Source organism: Rossellomorea pakistanensis (assembly GCF_016908495.1).
In the GTDB taxonomy this organism is placed as follows: Bacteria; Bacillota; Bacilli; order Bacillales; family Bacillaceae_B; genus Rossellomorea; species Rossellomorea pakistanensis.
This window is the reverse complement of sequence record NZ_JAFBDZ010000007.1, coordinates 44686-63307: the sequence shown is the minus strand read 5'-3', so window position 1 is coordinate 63307 and position 18622 is coordinate 44686. Positions and strand designations below refer to the sequence as shown.

Sequence of the window (18622 nt, the reverse complement as noted above, 5' to 3'; positions counted from 1 at the left end):
CTGAATTATTCTAGACTTTATAGTTTTACTCTTTACTTTCATAGATATAAAGATTTCTTGGCAATAATCGATACTGACAATTTAACAGACACAAAAGAAATCCAAAAACTCAATACAAGTTTTACATAATTCGTGAAAAGAATGTCGTGAACTTAAATGAATGTTACCCTTTTTTGATAAATGATTTGTGCCTCATGAAAATGTGCTTATAATTGAGAAGGTTTTTTATTATAAATTAGCTGATTAAAGCTTAAATAAAAGTTCATTTTCAACTTTATGCATTTTATTTTCAAGTTTCTGGTTTTCATTTTCAAAATTGAGTGTTTCATTTTCAACTTTACACCTTCTATCGATTACTCTTCAAAATTCGACAACTTCCACCGTTTGCTCACTCTAAGATTACGTAAAGCTAAAATAATTCCATCATCACCGTAGCCATTGGTAAATAAGTATAATAATAAAGGTCTTTTCTTAAATGGGGGATTCTTATGGCAATTTATACAGTACAACCCGGTGATACATTATGGAAAATATCAACCTTTTCAGGGGTTCCACAATCCATATTAATGCAAGTGAATGGTCTAACTTCTAGTGCTCTTATTCCTGGGCTGAACATGTATATCCCCGATCAAACACCGCCTGAAAGATATTATCAGGTTAAGGCAGGAGATTCGCTTTGGCGGATTTCCCAACAGTTTAGTACCACTATTCAGGCTATCATCAGCGCAAACCCAACAATTAACCCCAATGTTTTGGCAGTTGGACAGCGACTCCGCATTCCAACTTGGCAAAAATATCGAATGCAGTCACTTGTTTTTATCGATGCATTTGATCCTTCTCCTTATCTTGAAATCTTAAGAGAGGTTTCTAGTAGTATTACGTATCTTGCGGTATTCACTTACTCTTTTAATCGTACAGGAACTTTAATAGAAGTAACTGATGAGGAAATTCTAACAGCATGTAGACAGTTCAACATCCGGCCACTAATGGTTGTCAGTAATTATGAAAACGGTACATTCAGCACACAGTTAGCGGATGAAGGATTAAACACGTCTGTTCGCCGGACACTGATTAAGAATATCGGCACTGCAGTCCGTAACAAAGGCTATGCAGGGGTGAGCATTGACTTTGAGTTTGTACCTCCTGCAAGACGCAATGACTTTACTTCATTTTTGCGTGAATTAAAAACGGAGCTCGGTAATCGTATATTACAAATAAATGTTCATGCAAAATCAAGTGATGACCCAACAAATCGACTAACAGGTTTTCTTGATTATAGGGGAATCGGTCAAGTGGTAGATATTATGGCTGTTATGACAATTGATTATGGTTATGCTGTTGGTCCACCAGACCCGATTGCTCCTGTTTGGTGGGTTGAACAGGTACTAAGGTATGCCACAGGCTTGGTCAATCGTCGAAAACTAATGATGGCGATGGCCCTTTACGGATATGACTGGATCCATCCCCAGACTCCAAATAGAATAGCGACCATGCTACCGGCCCTTCCCGCTCAAAATCGTGCAATCTCAAATGGTGTGCGGATTCAATTTGATTCTCAGGCGCAAGCACCTCATTACCGCTATACGAGTAATTCCCTCCAACATGCGGTTTGGTTCGAGGATGTGAAGAGTGTGAAGGCAAAATATGAATTGATGGATGTATACAATTTGCTAGGAACCACCTATTGGCGGCTCCGCTTTCGTTTCCCTCAGAATTGGGCTTTTGTAAGAAAAAATATTATGGTGGTAAAGTAGGAATAATAAGTCTAAGCCTAAAAAAGCCTTATTTCTTAATAGAAATAAGGCTTTATTACGTTTGATAACTTCGAAAATAACCTTTAAAATCCAGCGAGCTTGTCGACAACGATAGGTGTTGAAAGATACCGAAATTTGTCGAATGGTCAATATATTTTGATTTCGGACAAAATAATGGTCATTATGGACAAATTATAGATCCTAACGGACAAATCATTGTCGAAGTCGGACAAATAAATAAGTCATTCCTTGCATCTGGATTACTAAATTGGGTCAAATTTAATGTTCCTGACCAAATTTGGGCGGTCGTTACTCTGATGAACAACCTCTTTCCTGTGTATCGACCTAATTTTGTGCTCTCATCGCATAGATGAACGCCCTTTTTCTTATAACTCGCTCCAAAAAGGGCACTCATCGCATAGATGAATGCCCTTTTTCTTATAACTTGCTCCAATATGGGCACTCATCGCATAGATGAATGCCCTTTTTCTTATAACTTGCTCCAATAAGGGCACTCATCGCATAGATGAATGCTCTTTTTCTTATAACTTGCTCCAATAAGGGCACTCATCGCATAGATGAACGCCCTTTTTCTTATAACTTGCTCCAAAAAGGGCACTCATCGCATAGATGAACGCCCTTTTTCTTACAACTCGCTCCAATAAGGGCACTCATAACTCTGATGAATGCCCTTTTTCTTATAACTCGCTCCAAAAAGGGCACTCATCGCATAGATGAACGCCCTTTTTCTTATAACTCGCTCCAATAAGGGCACTCATCGCATAGATGAATGCCCTTTTTCTTATAACTCGCTCCAAAAAGGGCACTCATCGCATAGTTGAATGCTCTTTTTCTTATAACTTGCTCCAATATGGGCACTCATCGCATAGATGAACACCCTTTTTCTTAGACCTTAATCAAATTCGGGTTTTCAATACCCAGATAATGGGATTTCACCACCGGAGTTTTGTTCTTCAACTATATTTTTAGAAAAATAACAGTTACAGACAAAAATTCTTCGTAAAAACTATCCTCGCACGTTCTCGAGGTTGAAATCTTACAGAATAAAGATGAGCTAATGAGCTTGAATGGGTATGAAAAAATCTGAAAAAGCATAATTGACGATATCAAAGGAGATTCCCAAGCTTTACTTAATGTTGAAACCTCCCAAATAATGAGCCGGATATACTCCATAGCCAAATATAAAACCCATTTCCTTAATACTGTGTCACCCCACCATGACATAAAGCCTTCCAGGTACTTTTCTAAGACATAAAGAAAGCAGTTCAAGGCACCAGTTTTGAAAAAAATATGACTTAAGTCACGTGAATCTTCTTTTATTAGTGACGCGAGATAGTGGGGGATGAAGTCACTTCTGCTTACAATAATAGTAGTGGATAAGGAGGCGGAAGGAATGTTAGAGGTAGTAGAGCTTTCAAAGCATTATAAGAAAACAAAAGCAGTGGATAACATTAATATGTATTTAGAGAAAGGTGAAACCGTTGGGTTGTTAGGACCGAATGGAGCGGGAAAATCAACCGCAATTTCCATGATTTCTTCTTTGATTGCTCCAACACATGGAGATGTACGTTTGTTTAATCAAAGTATCTTAAAGAAACCGGGTGAACTTCGAAGTCGATTAGGAGTGGTTCCACAAGAAATCGCTCTATATAACGATTTATCTGCAAAAGAAAATCTAGAGTTCTTCGGGAGAATTCATCGTTTGTCTGGAAGTCAGCTTAAAAAGAAGACAGAAGAAATCCTCCACCAAATTGGATTAGAAGATCGAAAAAAAGATCTTGTTAAACATTTTTCTGGAGGGATGAAAAGAAGATTGAATATTGGGGTAGCTCTTCTTCATGATCCAGAATTAATCATTATGGATGAACCGACAGTTGGAATCGATCCTCAGTCAAGGAATCACATATTAGAAACGGTCAAACGATTAAATGAGGAACGCGATATGACCATCCTCTATACGAGTCATTATATGGAAGAGGTCGAATACCTTTGTAATCGGATTTACATCATGGATAAAGGAAATATTATTGCATCTGGAACAAAGGATGAGATTAAGAAAATTTTATCAGCTGAAAATACGATTGAAATTAAATTGGAAAAAATGAATAAAGCATTAATTTCACGTTTAAGAGAAGATCCATCTGTGGCTCATATTACCTTTGAAGATAAGTCGATTACGATCGTCGTTCCAAGAGAAGTAAATCTCTTTCATAAGATTTTTCAGTATGCAGAGGAAACAGATGCAAAACCTTTGTCTGTTGAAATCAAGACTCCTTCTTTGGAAGATGTATTTCTACATCTCACGGGAAGAGCATTAAGGGATTAAGGAGGAGATCAGATGTATTGGCATCTAATCAAAAAGCAATTACTTCTTTTTATACGAAACCCACATGAACTTCTAATCTTATTGGGGATGCCTCTTGTATTAATTTCAATACTGGGCATTGCTTTAGGTGGGGTAATGCAAAGTGAAACACCAAAAATAGAGGCAAAAGTCGCGTTTGTAGAGCATGGTTCATCAGAGCAGGACTTTGAGATTTTAAAAAAAGAAGTTGAAAGTAGATCCATTCCAGAAGCTGCAAAAGTTGAGCTATTAAAGGGAGCAGAGGATATTCAACCTATTAAGGTATTAAGAGATGAAATCTTTGGAAGTGATGAAATGAAATCGTTCTTTTCTCTAGAATCTATTTCCCCCGACCAACTAGAGGAGGTGAAGAAAAATGATGACTATACAGCGATTATTGAGGTTCCTAAGCACTTTTCTTATACATTATTAGAATCTATATATCTCAAAGGTGATGAAGTTCCTTCACTTACATTAACTGTGAATGAAGGGAAGAGCTTGAGTTCAAACGTAGTAGAAGATGTCTTGATAGAATTTCAGAGTCAATTAACGACAATGACAAGGCTGGGTCAAGCAGGGGTGGATTTGGGTGAAGTAGAGATAGGCGATACGGTAGAAGGGGAGGTTACTTCTGTTTCTAGTCGTGAACCAATTGGCTCCATCGTTTATTATACGGTAGGAATGAGTGTTATGTTTGTTCTTTATGTAGCTTCAAGTATTGGCTCATTTGCCTATCGGGAAAAGGCTTGGCATGTATTTGATCGATTGATTCTAGCAAATGTTTCAAAAGCCGTCTACTTTTCTAGTGTTGTTACCTCTTCTATTATACTGTCGTTTCTTCAGCTCTGTCTTTTATATGGAGTAACAGCGCTTGTTTATGGAGTACATTGGCCAGATTTATTTTCCTTTTTCATCGTTACTCTTTGTCTTAGCTTTGCTGTCGGTGGGATCGCAGCACTTCTTACATCGCTAAATTACCGAGCTAAGTCAGAGGGCTTCTCTGGAATTTACTCATCCATTTTGGTTACGGTGTTGGCGTTCTTAGGAGGAAGTTTTTTTCCAATCGGAGACCTATCGGAAACGATGCAGCGAGTGGGAGAAGCGATTCCTAATGGTAATGGATTAATGGCTTATTTGAAAATCTTTCAAGGCTATCCATTAGCCGATGTGGCTTCAAATTTATATTGGTTGCTTGCTTTTGGTGCCGCCTTAATGGTGATGGCTAGCTTTATTTTTCCGAGAAAGGGGGGAGAGGTATGAACGGGATCCTACTTGCGAAGTTCCGATTATTTATCCGTAAACCTTGGACATTTATTTTCATGTCTCTTTTCTGTGTTCTGTTTGCGCTTTTTACAAGCCAAGGTAATATTGGTCAAGTGACTGTTCCTGTATATTCTGATTTACCTAATGGGAAAGATCACCCTATTGTTATGTCATTAGAGGAATCAGATGCTTATATTTTCGAATATATGGAGAAAGCCGAGGTTAACGAGCTGGTATCGGAAGGAAAGAGAGAAGTAGGTGTTTACCTCATGGACGATCGATATCAGCTGATTATTGCTTCTGAATCAGAAAATATAAAACTTGTTGAGCAATTTATTGGGAGTATCTATCAAAAAACGAATCAGGTAAAATCCGTTATGGCAGTCGCTGATACTGATAAACAAAGACAGGAAATAGAAACAATCATGAAGGACTCTAAAGACCCTTTATTCACAATAGAGAAGGAAAATTTCAGGGGAGAGGGAACCGTTATCTTCGATCGTAAACTACAGGGGTTGTTCGGCTTTACACTGTTCTTTGTTATTTATACGATCGCTTTTACTGTTCTTCATATTTTAGAAGAGAAGCAATGGAGAGTGTGGGATCGGATGATCTTATCCCCGCTAAAGAAATGGCAAATGTATGCTGCTAATTTAGTATATAGCTTCATTCTAGGTTATGTTCAAATATTGCTAGTCTTTCTCGTATTCAGGTATATATCGGATGTTCATTTTTATGGAGGATTTTCAAAGACGCTCATTGTATTGGTGCCATATGTGTTTGCTATTGTTGCCCTCTCAATGTTAATAACAGGTTTGGTTAAAACGGTTCAACAGTTTAACGCAGTGATTCCACTGGTGGCTGTAAGTATGGCGATGATTGGCGGTGCCTATTGGCCACTAGAAATCGTTTCTTCAGATATATTACTAGGACTTTCAAAGGTTGTTCCCATCACATATGGAATAGAATTACTTAAAGGTGTTACAGTCTACGGACAATCCATCAGCACGGTCCTCTTCCCGATCAGCATCCTCCTCCTCATGGGCGTCCTCATGATGGGAATAGGCATTAACCTTATGGAACGAAGGGGAACATAAAGAAGACCCGGTTGTCATGGCAATAAAGATTTGAAAACCACAATTCATGTTCTTTCAACGAGAGAATTGAATCATTGTAATTAAGGTCGAGGGTAGATAAATATTCATTACAAAGAGGGCGGTTAATAATGATAGAAATTAAACGAGCAAGTGAATTAGGGGACAGCGCACAAAGGAAGATAAGTGAGATTTTTGTTGACGGCTTTGGAGAGCACCTAAATTATTTTACAAAAGATAATACCAAACTAGTAGAAGCACTGGAGCATATGTTTGTTGCTGATTTTTTTTATGTTGCGATCATAGATGATGGAATTGCTGGTATAGCAGCCTGTCTCAATGGTGAACGTTCTACCGTTTATCTGAACAAAAAGGAATTGAGAAAACATTTAGGATTTTACAAAGGCACACTTGCTTACATTTTTTTAAAACCTGAATTTCAAAAACCTCCGATAAAAACTGGAGATAAAATAGCTTCTGTTGAATTTATTGCGACAGCTTCTAAATTTAGGGGAAAAGGAGCTGCGACAGCTATTATAAACCATTTATTTTCTTTACAGCAATATAATGAATATATTTTAGAAGTTGCCGATACAAATACAAATGCAGTAAAACTATATGAAAAACTTGGTTTTAAAGAATTTACACGAATGAAAGAAAAACACAGCAAAAGAAGTGGTGTTAATTTTCGTGTATATATGAACTATGTAAAACCAAGTAGTATATAAATGGAATGGTATCTATTGCAGTGGATGTGCTAATGAATAAAGCCTCTGATACCAATAATGATATTTTGTTTAAGACCAAGTTGAGTACGTTTAATAGCTATTTATCGTCATAGATGGCTAATATAGAATGTTAAGAAATGATTGTTAAAGTGCCTATAATAATCATGAAAGACAAATTCCGATAAATTCCGTATATAAAATATCGAGTGAAAAATAAATTTTACCGATAATATGTATTTATAAAGGAGGGAAATGAATGTTACAAGAATTCAATCATTTAATGGACTATATTGAATCACATTTGACGGAAGAAATCTCTGGAAAAGATATATCCAAAATTGTAGGACTATCTGATTATCATTTTAAAAGAATGTTTTCGTTCATGGCTGGAATGTCATTGTATGAGTATATCAAAAATAGGAGATTATCAGTTGCAAATGTTGAATTAATTAACGGAGCAAAAGTGACAGATATTGCCTATAAATATGGGTATCAATCTATAGAAGGATTTTCAAGAGCCTTCCGTGAATGGAGTGGTTTTTTACCTTCAGAAGTAACAAAAAACAAAATTCAAAAATCATTTCCCAAATTTTCATTCTTTATAGATATAAAAGGAGGAATTTCAATGGAATTCAAAATTGAAAAGAAAGAGAAGTTTAATATAGTAGGTGTATCTAAAAGAGTGCCAATTCAATTCGAAGGTGAAAATAATGCTATCATAGAACTAGCTCAGTCAATTACCGAACAACAAAGAAATGAAATGCATCAATTAGCTGATTTATATCCTCATCAAGTCTTGAATGTATCTTATGATTTTGATGACGATTTCTTGGAAGAAAAAGGAAGTTTGACTCATATGATTGGTTTTGCAACTACAAAAGAAAATGCATTCGATGATTTAGAACAACTTTCTATTGAAGAAAGTTTATGGGCAATTTTCCCTAATCAAGGACCCTTTCCTGTTACGCTTCAAGAAACTACCGCTAAAATTTATTCTGAATGGTTGCCTTCTTCAGATTATAAAGTAGCAGATATACCTGGAATTTCTTTTACACAGCACAATGGTACTTCGGAAAATGTATATAGCGAAATTTGGATGCCAGTAGAGGAAAAATAGTTAGCGATAAACTTGGATGATTATTATATTTACAGAAGTGTTATTCCGTTAAATCTTTATTAGACCAGTTAGAAAAAATCTGACTGGTCTTTTTGAAATTGATCATAATCAATACTTATCTCTAACAGTGCCTTTTATTTTTACTCCGTCTTAAAAATAGATCGGGGTTATGTTTAGTTTGAGGCTCCAAATTATATAACATTATTGTCACTTTACACAGGCACCAAAACCGAAAAAAGAGGAGACCCTTTAGCATTGGGTCATCCTCTTTCTGATTAAAAATAAAACGAACTTACCCATTGGGCGATTGCAGCACAGGCAACGGCTGCATAGGTTCCAACGACATTTCCCAATATCCCCATTAATAATCCAACTGGTGCAAGAGATGGCTGGAAGACCGAAGCGACAACAGGCGCTGAGCTTGTCCCGCCAATATTCCCTTGGGATCCAACGGCAACAAAGAAAAGTGGCGCACGTAATAAACGGGCAACTGTGAAAATAACAAGAATATGAATTGATAACCAGACAATCCCGAGTAGAACATATTGTGGTGCATCCACCACGTAAGCTAAGTCGGCTTTTGCCCCGATTGTAGCAAGAAGAATGTAGATTCCAGCATATCCCACTTTACTTGCTCCATAGCTTTCAAGCTTACTCACTTTTGTAAAGGACAGAAGGATCCCAACAGCAGAAATAATCATAATCGTCCATGTTCCCGCTGATAGAACGGACGTTTCAGGTAGTAATTCTGAAAATCTGCGAATGACATAGGCCACTCCGAAACCAAGACCTAGAATCGCCGCTAATTGAGGAACTTCGATAGGACGAGCATTCTTTTGTTGAAAATCTCCCATATCTTTACTAACTTTTTCAATAATCGAATTATCTGCTTTATTCCATTTGTTGAATTTATGCTGAAAACTAGCAAGGAAAATCATGATTCCCATCCAGCTGTAGCCGACAACAGTATCTACAACAATGATGGGAGATAGGATATGATCAGGTGTTCCAGTAGCTTCAATTAAAGCTGCCATATTGGCACTCCCACCAATCCAGCTTCCAGCTAGTGCTGCTACTCCTGTCCAAGCTTCCTCAGGAAGGAATGGCTGGAAAATCGCCAGTGCAATCGGCCCCCCAATGATGACCCCCAATGTACCGGCAAAAAACATCATAAGGGCTTTTGGACCTAGCTTCAGTGTTGCTGGCACATTTGCTGATAACAAAAGCAATAATAAACCAACAGGCAAAATAAAAGTAGACGCAAAATCATAAAGAGCTGAATCGGCTGGAATGATGCCCAAAGTGGTAGAAAGCATCGGAATGAAATAAGTCCAAATCAAAGGTGGAGCATAGTGGAAGAACTTTTGTAGAAAAGGGTTTTTCGACTCCCCTAAGACAAATAAAAGACCTATTACAGCGACTAAGTAAGCAAAGATCGCCATAGGATCTTGAATTAACGGTGTACTATAAAATACCATATTAAACCTCCTTAACATTCTCTATTTTCTATCATATCATTGAAAACGCTTAATCCACCAATTTTTCAAAAGGTGGAATAGTGGAAAAATTAATTATCTTAAAATAATAGTTTTGATTATTTTTAACAGCTTCGTTCGGATTTCTAATATATTACTTTTTTTGAAAAAACATATAATTTACAATGGTAGATAGAGAGAAATTTACAAGGGGGATTTAGATTGAATGACTATGCAATAAAGCTAGGAAATGTCACGAAGGAATACAATGGTTTTTATGCAGTAAGAGGCATGAATTTACAAATTTCAAAAGGTGAAATCTTTGGGTTTCTAGGGCCTAATGGGGCTGGGAAAACGACAACGATTAAAATGTTAACAGGACTGGAAGAGCCTACAAAAGGGAATGTGTACATATTAGGAATAAATGTCCAAGAGAATCCTATAGAAGCCAAAAAGAAAATTGCCTATATCCCAGATAAAGTTAATATTTATGGAAAGTTAACAGGCTGGGAGTTTTTACGGTTTATGGCATCGGTCTTTCATATTGATGAAGGAGTATTTGAGGAAAAGGCAAACCATTATTTATCACTGTTAGAAATAGAACATAGAGCAGATGATTATATCGAAAATTACTCACACGGCATGAAGCAAAAGATTACATTGTGCGGGGCACTCATCCATGATCCCGAAATAATCATCTTAGATGAGCCGACAGTGGGCCTTGATCCGAAAAGTACAAGAACACTAAAAGACATTCTCACTAACTTAAGTAAAGAAGGGAAAACGATTTTTCTATCCTCCCACATTCTTGAAATCGTTGAACAAATGTGTACCTCAGTCGCTATCGTACAAGATGGAAGATTAATTACGACCGGTACGATGGAAGAAATCAGAAACAAAGCGGAAAAAGCGGATGATTCGTTAGAGGATATCTTCCTAAGGCTAACAGGAGAAAGGACAGACGTCATTCATGCAGTTCAAGCTCTAAAGGGAGAGGATCGAAAATGAATTTATTAAAGCTCGAATGGCAGCTGACAAGAAATCGGTGGAAAACCTTAAAAGAAACAAGGAAGCTACTATATGGATTTGTTGCATTTCTCGGTGTAATGATTGGCATTTATATCATAAATACCATTATGAAAACTTCTCCTGTTTGGCCTGATTCTATAACGATCCATTTATTTACTTTATTGTTTATGATCGTACTTCTTTTGACCATGATCACTGGGATTCCAGAAATGTTTAATCATTTATTTACATCAGATGATTTAAGCTTTCTTAACTCATTACCTATTAAAAAGAGCAGCATTTTTCAAATGAAATTGATTCGTTCCTTTGTGGGAGGACCTACATTGATTGCTATCATTAGTATTGTGTCAATGTATTATTTTTTGTACTATTCCGGTGCCTCCCTCCATTTGCTGTGGGCCGGACCTCTTATGTGCTTAAGTATGGTTTTCCTTGGATTAACTCTATCTGCCTTTATTAATTTAGGGCTAGTCCAAATCCTCCCGAAGTCACGTGCGAAGGAATTAATGACAGTGATGTCAGGAGTTACGACCTTTATTCTAGTGATGATGTTTCAAGTACCTAATCTTTTAAACACTTATGATCATAGTTCGGTCAATGTACTCGAAAGAATTCCTTCATTTCCAAATTGGTTTCCTTTTGTATGGTTGGGGAAAAGTATGTTAGCCGCAAAAACGGGAGAGCAGCTGCCTTTATTAATACTTGTTCCTATAGGCTTCTTTGTCCTGTCTTTCATTATCTTTATCCTCTCCCTGTCCTTTACAGAGATGGGAATGGGAAAAGGCTTCTCTAAGCTGCATGGGCAAAGCATAAAAAAGAAGCGTAATTCTAATACAAAAAATAAATTTAAAGTGTACAAACCACGTAAAATATTGATCATAAAGGAATGGAGAATGATTCAGAGAGATGTTAGAGAGTGGATGGCGATTGCCCCATTAGCTGTCCTAATTATTGTGCCTTTTGTCTTTATGGCCAGTAACCAAGAGTTGGCAAATCAAGCATTAACTTCTCCCTATCTATCGTGGGCTATCACTCAAGTGGGTATCCTTTTTATGTTTTCCTATGGAAATAGTATGTTGATGTCTAGTTCCTTTGGCAGGGAGGGAGAGAATGTTGACTTTCTGCAATCGTTGCCGATCAAGCCTCTGGATATCTTGATATCTAAACTAGTAGCAAATTGGGTTCTGGTCTTTATCTTAGTGGCAGTACTAGAAGGAATTGCGACCATACTCTTTCATTGGCAGATTCATTACCTTTTGATCGGACTTGTTGCGATTGCAATATTGTCACTAGGGATTTCAGGAATTAGCCTATATATAGGATTAACTGGTGCCAGGTATAATCCGAACAAAGTTAATGAGAGAATTAATGGGGTTGCCTCTTTTGTGATCATGGTTGTTTCTTTTATTTACTTTATTTTTGCTGTCATGATCTGGGCATGTGTTACAGTACCGGCCAATATGGCATCCAACCTTGAAATGTTAAAAACGACACCGATAAGCTTTCTTTACAATGTGGCCGTCTGGAAAGGGGATCAACCGCTTCTTGTAACGGTTATAGGGATCGTGGTATTACTTCTCTTTTCATTTGGAGCACTAGCTTTTGGTTTATATAATGGTTCTAAACTTATCCAATCTAAAGGGTTACGAAAACTAATCGAGATTGTTGAACGGTCCTGATTATTATTACTTTTTATAGATAAAGGCTATTTTCAAAAAGGATGTTTGGAGCGGAAATCAACTAAATCCTTATCGTATAAAAACAATGTTTTACGAAAACAGCCTAGATAAAAAAGCCAAAAGGGTGTTTTTTATGATTATGATAAGAGTCGAGTGGAATAGTGGACCAGTAGATCTTACCTGGTATGGGAAAGGTAAGTACCCCCATTAGGGAAGGTCACCAGCGTACATGGCGTTGCAGGGGAAGAAGTGAAAGAGGCCTTTCATAGATAGGTCTGGGAGGAAGGATATGTGAAGGGGAAATCAACCTTTATAGGCTTTATAGAAGTGAGTCATGAACATAATCCTTTAATTAATCCACATGGGAAATACCCATTGGTAGGCTATCAGCTTTTTTACCGAATGGATATTTTGAAAAAATATAAATTCAAAAGAGAGCATGAATCGGGTTGTCGCATATGGGTAGAACCTGAAGAGCTTCCGTTTGTTATTCAGGATCATGAACTGGTTAACGACATTGTGCAAGCAGCAGTGGATGCAAAAACTACACCCAAACCCAATAATTTAACACAAATAAAAGGACACCTGTAATGATCGAAATTCCAAATATCATATAAAAGAAATCGATAAAACTGTCTAATAGCATGCGTTTCTGATTATCTCTTCGAAAGTTGCGAACTTCACGACGGTGATGCTTTGCAGTACTACTCATAAGACGCCTCCTCTTAATGTGGATGTCTTATTGAATTTCTACACGAAAACAGAAAATCCTTCCTTTATATGAAAATAATGACGAAAGAAGGAGCTGACCTAGAGTCAACTCCTTCTTTCGTTTAGTTAAAACGCCAGATCACTCAAGTCATAAGGCCATCTGCTTAGGAAAGAGAAACTATCTTTCACAGGCGTCTTGTCTTACGCTTGGTCGGAGGCCTACAGGATATTGCTCAGAAAGGCATTGCCACAGGACGTGGCGACCTTAGCCCTTCATCTTTTCCATCGAGGCGCTTCCGCTTTTGTAACCGTCCAGCTACAGCGCCTAGCCCCTCGAGTCATAAGCCAATCCACATAGAAAGGAAAACCCACCTTTCTATGCGTCTTGTCTTATGCTTGTCGGGGCTGTTCGAGGCGCTTCCGCTTTTGTGTTTAGTGAAGGTGATTTTGTGAGATCTGACTTAGTGCACTTCCAGCACTTTGATCCGATTTTTGTTGTACTGCCAAATCACCTAAAGCAAGCATTCCAACAAGTTGTCCGTTTTCAACGACAGGCAAACGGCGGACCTGGTGTTGGGACATAAGAGCAGAAGCTTCTTCAGAAGATGCATCTGGAGAAATAGTAACAACATTGTTTGACATAACCTGCGAGATGTTTCCTTGAGCACTCTGCGTTAAACCTCTTGTTACCAAGTCACGGTCTGTAACCATACCGACTACTTGACCATTCTCGACAACTGGTACAGATCCAACATTCAGGGAACTCATCTTGCTTGCTACTGCTTGAAGTGAATCCTGCCCAGAACAAGCTTCAACATTTGTTGACATGATATCACGTACTCTCATGAAAAAATTCCTCCTCATTCAAATATGGCAGTACAACCATAGTATGAGAGGAATGTCTAAAAATATACAAGTTAGAAATTACCTGCAATCGACAAATATCGACGCGTGCCAGGCACGGCCCGATATTTGTCGAGGGATGTCAGGTTTTTTGCTTTATGTGTTAGATGATGGGTAATTGCGGTGGAAGATTGCTGCAGCTAATGGGATGATGAATACGCAAAGGACGATTAGGGAAAACAATAGGATAAAGGATCCTGTTGTAATATGTTTTTTTATGTTCTCTTCATGTTTATCAATAAATGACTTTATTTCCTCATTAGATCCCACCATATCTGGTGATAGTAATACACCCTTATCGAGGTTATAGTAGAAAATATCTCCTTTTTCAAAGTGGAAAAGCGTATCTCGAGTCTCTTGATATTGAATAAAGAGGACTTTGATTTTTTCGGTTGTAGTGGTTTTTCCATCTGCTGAGTACACTTCTAGATACAAGTCTTTAAAATCCAGAAGCTTTACAGAGTCGGTTCGATAGTAATGATTTCCTTCGGTTAACTGGCTATCAATGCTTTGAAGGATAGGGTCTTTAGTGATAGCTATAGAGCTACTGGGTAAAATAATCAAACTGATCATTCCAATGATAATACTAAAGAGGATCTTCCTCATTTATACCCCTCCTATACTTTGTCATCTAATGTATATTCAGGTGTACAAGATTTATGGCATAAAAAAGAGAAGCAAGTACGAGTGCTCCTTCATGTTACAAAAATAGATGAGATTAATATAATTAATTGGTGGTATTATAAAAAAACAAAAAAAAAATTTAAATCCACTGAAACTTTTCTCGGCTAAAATCGTACTATTAGGTAACCACACATTTATAAAGAGGGTGTAACTTGTGACGAGAGAAAATGATCGGTTAAAAAAAATTGTATCAAAACTTTCGAAAGTCGGAGTCAATATCACCAAGACCAAATCTAGATCGGAACTTATTCAATCCCTTAAAGCCTATCAACCAATACCAAAATCATTATCACATGATTCTTAAGCCTGGACAGGCATAATCCCTTTCATTTTACGATATATATAAATTAGAAGGGGAGGGATGTGTAATGCATCATGCTATGTTTGACATTGAGACTCTCAAAGAGATTCGGCAGAAAGCAGATGAAATGTCATACCTTTGTATGAATCGGAAATTGTACCATGATCCTCAAAGTCTGAAGTTAGCGCTTGATAATGTATCTAGAGCCTTAGGAATGTTCGCTGAAATGGAGATTCAAAGGATTAAACATGAAAATATTTCTTACGATCCGCAAAAATATATAAAAGGTCGAGTATCTTTAGCTCATAAAACGGTCAAACTTACTCCTCAAGATGATTCAAATACAGCATAAATAAGGCATCTAACATTTGTTAGGTGTTTTTTGTTTTGCCAAGTGATATAGGTAAAAAAAAAAAGAGGTAAATAAAAGCCCCTTGAGAATTAGATTCTCAAGGGGCTTCCGTTAAACAACCTGCTTCCTCTTTTGAAGCAATTTATATATAAGAAAGAGCGCGATCAATACGACTCCTGCTACAATCGTAACCATTGTAAAGTTTTCTTCAATGAAAGGCTTTGCTTTCGCACCTAATGTCATAATAAGAATCGCTTCTAAGAAAAAACGAAGACCCCGTCCAATAATAGACCAAATCACTAAGATTCTTAACGGAATATTTGATACCCCTGCAAAGATTGTAAAAACTTTATAAGGAATTGGAGTAAAGCCTGCAATTAAGATGGCCATCGGTCCATATTTATTAAAAGCTTCTTCAACCTTTAGAATCTTTTCTTCAGAGAAAATTTTGATCAGGACTGGACGTCCAATTTTCCTTCCAATGAACCAACCAAATATTGCTCCTAGAACAGATGCAAGAGTTGTGTAAAAAGCATAAAGAAGAGCAGAACTAGGGTTAGCAAGTGACAAAGGAATAAGTAGAACATCCGGTGGAATAGGAAAAAAAGATGAGTCAGCAAATGAGACCAAAATTAATCCCCAAACCCCATACTCTAATAACCAAACCTCAAGAGAATGGATCATTTCAGACATATTTATGTAGGCTCCTTTAATTTTAGATTAGAACATTAGAAGTATAGCATTTTCTAATGTCATTCGTCATCCAATACCTATAATGGCTAAAGGGAAATACATATTTCCGAAGGTAACTTACTTCTATTTAGATAGACATAATGCGACTAATAAATGATCATTTCTCGGGAAATATCGACACTGTATTTTCGCAAAAAGCAAGGGACTTTCCCATAAGGGGTCCGGAACCACTTTATTGTCTTTAGAAGGTGTCCTGAGAGTTCTTCTCAATATGGAAGTTTTGGTTCCTAACACTTTGGTTTGGATAGCTCCTATTCTTTCTTATAGGCTGTTTTCTAAAAGTTTGTTGCTACCTGAGATAAGTCGGAAATATATTTTAGAAGCATTGAGCAGTCTGAATACACGTAGACCGCTGCGGGAACAGTGACCAAGCCTAGCAAGAAGGTGCGCGAAGTGTATTCAGGCTGCGGGTTAAATAACAACACTCATTACAAAAAGATCTATCTTATATTACATTTCTTTTGGAGCGGAAATCCCTAATAGGAACAGACCTTCCTCCAACACAAGTGTGACAGACTCTACAAGTGCTAATCTAGACATCTTTTCTTCATCTTCAACTAGAATTTTTGTTTTTCCGTAATATTTATTAAAAGCTTTTGCGGTTTGCAGTAAATATTTTGCAAGCACAGAAGGGGAGGAATCATTGTGAGCTTTCTCAGTAATTTGTGGAAACTGATGTAAAAGCTTAATGATTTCCCAGCTTTCATGATCGTCAAGGCCATGAAAATCTTTGATTTGCACATCTGAAGCTTTTCTAAGTAAGGACTGAGCTCTTGCATGTGTATATTGAATATAAGGTCCGGTTTCGCCTTCAAATGTGAGCATATCTTCCAGGGAAAATTCAATGTCATTCTGTCGGTCATTTTTTAAATCGTGAAATATTACAGCACCAGCTCCAACCGCTTTTGCTACTTCGCTTGCAAAGCTAAGGTCAGGGTTCTTTAATTTAATATTATCTTGGGCAATCTTGATTGCTTCATTTAAGACATCCTCTAATAGAATAACTCTTCCTTTTCTTGTAGACATTTTCTTCCCAGCTTTTAAATATAATCCAAAAGGAATATGCTTCATTTCATCGGACCATTGATATCCTAACTTACCCAATACAGAAAAAACTTGCTTAAAATGAATTCCTTGTTCTTGTCCCACTACATAAAGAGCTTGATCAAATTTGTATCGATTTTGTCTATCAAGCGCAGATGCTAAATCACGTGTTGCGTAAAGTGTGGCACCATCAGACTTTTTAATTAAACAAGGAGGAAGGTTTAGTTCATCTAATCTAACGACTTCAGCCCCTTTAGATGTCTCGAGCAGGTGAGCATGCTTAAGCTGTTCCACAACCTCTTCCATCTTATCGTTGTAATAAGCCTCACCGTTATAAGAATCAAATTCTACTCCTAAAAGTTTATAGATTTTTTTAAAGGCCATTAGGGATTCTTCCCGAAACCATTTCCACAACCTTGTAATCTCGGGATCCCCGTCTTCGAGAAGCTTAAAAGCTTTTCTTCCTTCTCCTTCTAGATTAGGGTCATTTTCTGATTCTTCGTGAAATTTAGTGTAAAGCTTAAAAAGTTCGCCAATGGGATTCTGTCTTACTTTGGATTCCTCTCCCCATTTCTTATACGCAACGATCAACTTTCCGAACTGAGTCCCCCAGTCTCCAATATAATTAATTCGAACCGTATTGTATCCACACTTATTCGCCAATAATGCTAAAGAGTTTCCGATAACTGTAGAGCGCAGATGTCCCATTGAGAATGGTTTAGCGATGTTTGGTGAAGACATATCAATAGCAATTGTTTTGTCTTTACCAAAACTATGTGATCCAAAGTCATTCTTCAATGTTAATACCTTATCGACTATCGAAGGTCCCAGTAGTTTTCCATTAAGAAATACATTTACATATGGACCTACCGCTTCAACCTTTGAAAAGGCTGTGTCGTTTAATTCACTAGCTAACTCCTCTGCAATTTGTTGCGGTGATTGTCTTTTAAGTTTTGCCAGTTGAAAGCAAGGGAAGGCGAAGTCCCCGTGGTTCGAATATTTTGGTGTTTCAATGAGCTGATAGACTTCATCAATCGTTAGAAATTCTTTTAGTTTTTGATGAAGAGCTTCTGAATAAAATGTCTTTAATGTATCGATTGTCATTGTTCTCCCTCCAATTTAGAAAAGCTTAAGCGACTTGAACACTTCAAAAATTTTCCCCTCTTTTTTAAGGCTGTTTTTGTAAACTTTGTTACTATTTATCAAAATAGAGAAGTAATTGATTTCCGCTCTAATCAACTCCTTTATCGATGGTTTGTTTTTCGATATATAAAACCACAATCTTTTAGAAAAGAGCCTTTTGTAAAAATAAAAAAATCCCGTCTCTAAATAGAGACGAGATTATCGTATATTCCCGCGGTACCACTCTG

At 37.2% G+C, this 18622-nt stretch carries 17 protein-coding genes and 1 other annotated feature (1 of these 18 cut by a window edge); of the genes, 11 read left to right on the top strand and 6 right to left on the bottom strand.

The features are described from left to right. The first annotated feature begins 488 nt into the window (after positions 1 to 488). Positions 489 to 1754 carry a LysM peptidoglycan-binding domain-containing protein gene (locus tag JOC86_RS22620; RefSeq protein WP_205175456.1) on the top strand — a complete coding sequence of 422 codons (1266 nt, stop codon included), beginning with the start codon at positions 489 to 491 and terminating at the stop codon, positions 1752 to 1754. Positions 1755 to 1935: 181 nt separating this feature from the next. Here the strand turns inward: JOC86_RS22620 and JOC86_RS22615 are convergent, their stop codons facing one another. Then, a complete protein-coding gene (locus JOC86_RS22615; RefSeq protein ID WP_205175454.1) occupies positions 1936 to 2208 on the bottom strand; it encodes a hypothetical protein in 273 nt (90 codons plus the stop codon). 960 nt (positions 2209 to 3168) lie between these two features. Between JOC86_RS22615 and JOC86_RS22610 the strand changes: the two genes are divergently transcribed. The 5 genes from JOC86_RS22610 (at position 3169) to JOC86_RS22590 (ending at position 8321) form a co-directional block, all read left to right on the top strand. Continuing rightward, complete coding sequence (locus tag JOC86_RS22610) at positions 3169 to 4101, top strand: ABC transporter ATP-binding protein (RefSeq protein WP_205175452.1); 933 nt, start codon at positions 3169 to 3171, stop codon at positions 4099 to 4101. A 12-nt stretch (positions 4102 to 4113) separates the two neighbouring features. Then, the gene (locus JOC86_RS22605; protein ID WP_205175450.1) at positions 4114 to 5379 is read left to right on the top strand and encodes an ABC transporter permease; all 1266 of its coding nucleotides are present in this window, start codon (positions 4114 to 4116) and stop codon (positions 5377 to 5379) included. Continuing rightward, on the top strand, positions 5376 to 6479 hold the full coding sequence (locus JOC86_RS22600) for an ABC transporter permease (RefSeq protein ID WP_205175448.1): 1104 nt from the start codon (positions 5376 to 5378) through the stop codon (positions 6477 to 6479). Before JOC86_RS22605 ends, JOC86_RS22600 begins: the two co-directional genes overlap by 4 nt. A gap of 128 nt (positions 6480 to 6607) precedes the next feature. Further along, on the top strand, positions 6608 to 7204 hold the full coding sequence (locus tag JOC86_RS22595; protein WP_239587795.1) for a GNAT family N-acetyltransferase: 597 nt from the start codon (positions 6608 to 6610) through the stop codon (positions 7202 to 7204). 256 nt (positions 7205 to 7460) lie between these two features. Then, the gene (locus JOC86_RS22590) at positions 7461 to 8321 is read left to right on the top strand and encodes an AraC family transcriptional regulator (RefSeq protein ID WP_205175446.1); all 861 of its coding nucleotides are present in this window, start codon (positions 7461 to 7463) and stop codon (positions 8319 to 8321) included. 275 nt (positions 8322 to 8596) lie between these two features. On the opposite strand, the gene JOC86_RS22585 is transcribed toward JOC86_RS22590, so the two are convergent. Continuing rightward, positions 8597 to 9799, bottom strand: a complete 1203-nt coding sequence (locus JOC86_RS22585; protein ID WP_205175444.1) for a DUF819 family protein — start codon at positions 9797 to 9799, stop codon at positions 8597 to 8599. 219 nt (positions 9800 to 10018) lie between these two features. Here JOC86_RS22585 and JOC86_RS22580 point away from each other — a divergent pair, with 219 nt between their 5' ends. The 3 genes from JOC86_RS22580 (at position 10019) to JOC86_RS22570 (ending at position 13095) form a co-directional block, all read left to right on the top strand. Then, the gene (locus JOC86_RS22580) at positions 10019 to 10804 is read left to right on the top strand and encodes an ABC transporter ATP-binding protein (protein WP_205175442.1); all 786 of its coding nucleotides are present in this window, start codon (positions 10019 to 10021) and stop codon (positions 10802 to 10804) included. Further along, complete coding sequence (locus tag JOC86_RS22575) at positions 10801 to 12504, top strand: putative ABC transporter permease subunit (RefSeq protein ID WP_205175433.1); 1704 nt, start codon at positions 10801 to 10803, stop codon at positions 12502 to 12504. Before JOC86_RS22580 ends, JOC86_RS22575 begins: the two co-directional genes overlap by 4 nt. Before the next feature lie 291 nt (positions 12505 to 12795). Further along, the gene (locus JOC86_RS22570; RefSeq protein ID WP_205175425.1) at positions 12796 to 13095 is read left to right on the top strand and encodes a hypothetical protein; all 300 of its coding nucleotides are present in this window, start codon (positions 12796 to 12798) and stop codon (positions 13093 to 13095) included. A 552-nt stretch (positions 13096 to 13647) separates the two neighbouring features. Here the strand turns inward: JOC86_RS22570 and JOC86_RS22565 are convergent. Continuing rightward, the gene (locus JOC86_RS22565; RefSeq protein ID WP_239587794.1) at positions 13648 to 14061 is read right to left on the bottom strand and encodes a CBS domain-containing protein; all 414 of its coding nucleotides are present in this window, start codon (positions 14059 to 14061) and stop codon (positions 13648 to 13650) included. A 153-nt stretch (positions 14062 to 14214) separates the two neighbouring features. Then, positions 14215 to 14724, bottom strand: coding sequence for a hypothetical protein (locus tag JOC86_RS22560; RefSeq protein WP_205175423.1), 510 nt, complete (start codon positions 14722 to 14724; stop codon positions 14215 to 14217). Between the two features lie 232 nt (positions 14725 to 14956). Here JOC86_RS22560 and JOC86_RS25105 point away from each other — a divergent pair, with 232 nt between their 5' ends. Both JOC86_RS25105 and JOC86_RS22555 read left to right on the top strand, forming a co-directional pair. After that, positions 14957 to 15106 (top strand): Lmo0850 family protein, encoded by a 150-nt coding sequence (locus JOC86_RS25105; protein WP_338021808.1) that lies wholly within the window; start codon positions 14957 to 14959, stop codon positions 15104 to 15106. Positions 15107 to 15170: 64 nt separating this feature from the next. Further along, positions 15171 to 15455, top strand: coding sequence for a hypothetical protein (locus JOC86_RS22555; RefSeq protein WP_239587793.1), 285 nt, complete (start codon positions 15171 to 15173; stop codon positions 15453 to 15455). A 111-nt stretch (positions 15456 to 15566) separates the two neighbouring features. Here the strand turns inward: JOC86_RS22555 and JOC86_RS22550 are convergent, their stop codons facing one another. Continuing rightward, positions 15567 to 16148: a YqaA family protein gene (locus JOC86_RS22550; protein WP_205175421.1), complete on the bottom strand. Its 582-nt coding sequence runs from the start codon at positions 16146 to 16148 to the stop codon at positions 15567 to 15569. 510 nt (positions 16149 to 16658) lie between these two features. Beyond that, positions 16659 to 18356, bottom strand: coding sequence for an arginine--tRNA ligase (argS, locus tag JOC86_RS22545; RefSeq protein WP_205175419.1), 1698 nt, complete (start codon positions 18354 to 18356; stop codon positions 16659 to 16661). A 224-nt stretch (positions 18357 to 18580) separates the two neighbouring features. After that, positions 18581 to 18622: a binding site (T-box leader), on the bottom strand; it runs 173 nt beyond the window's last position.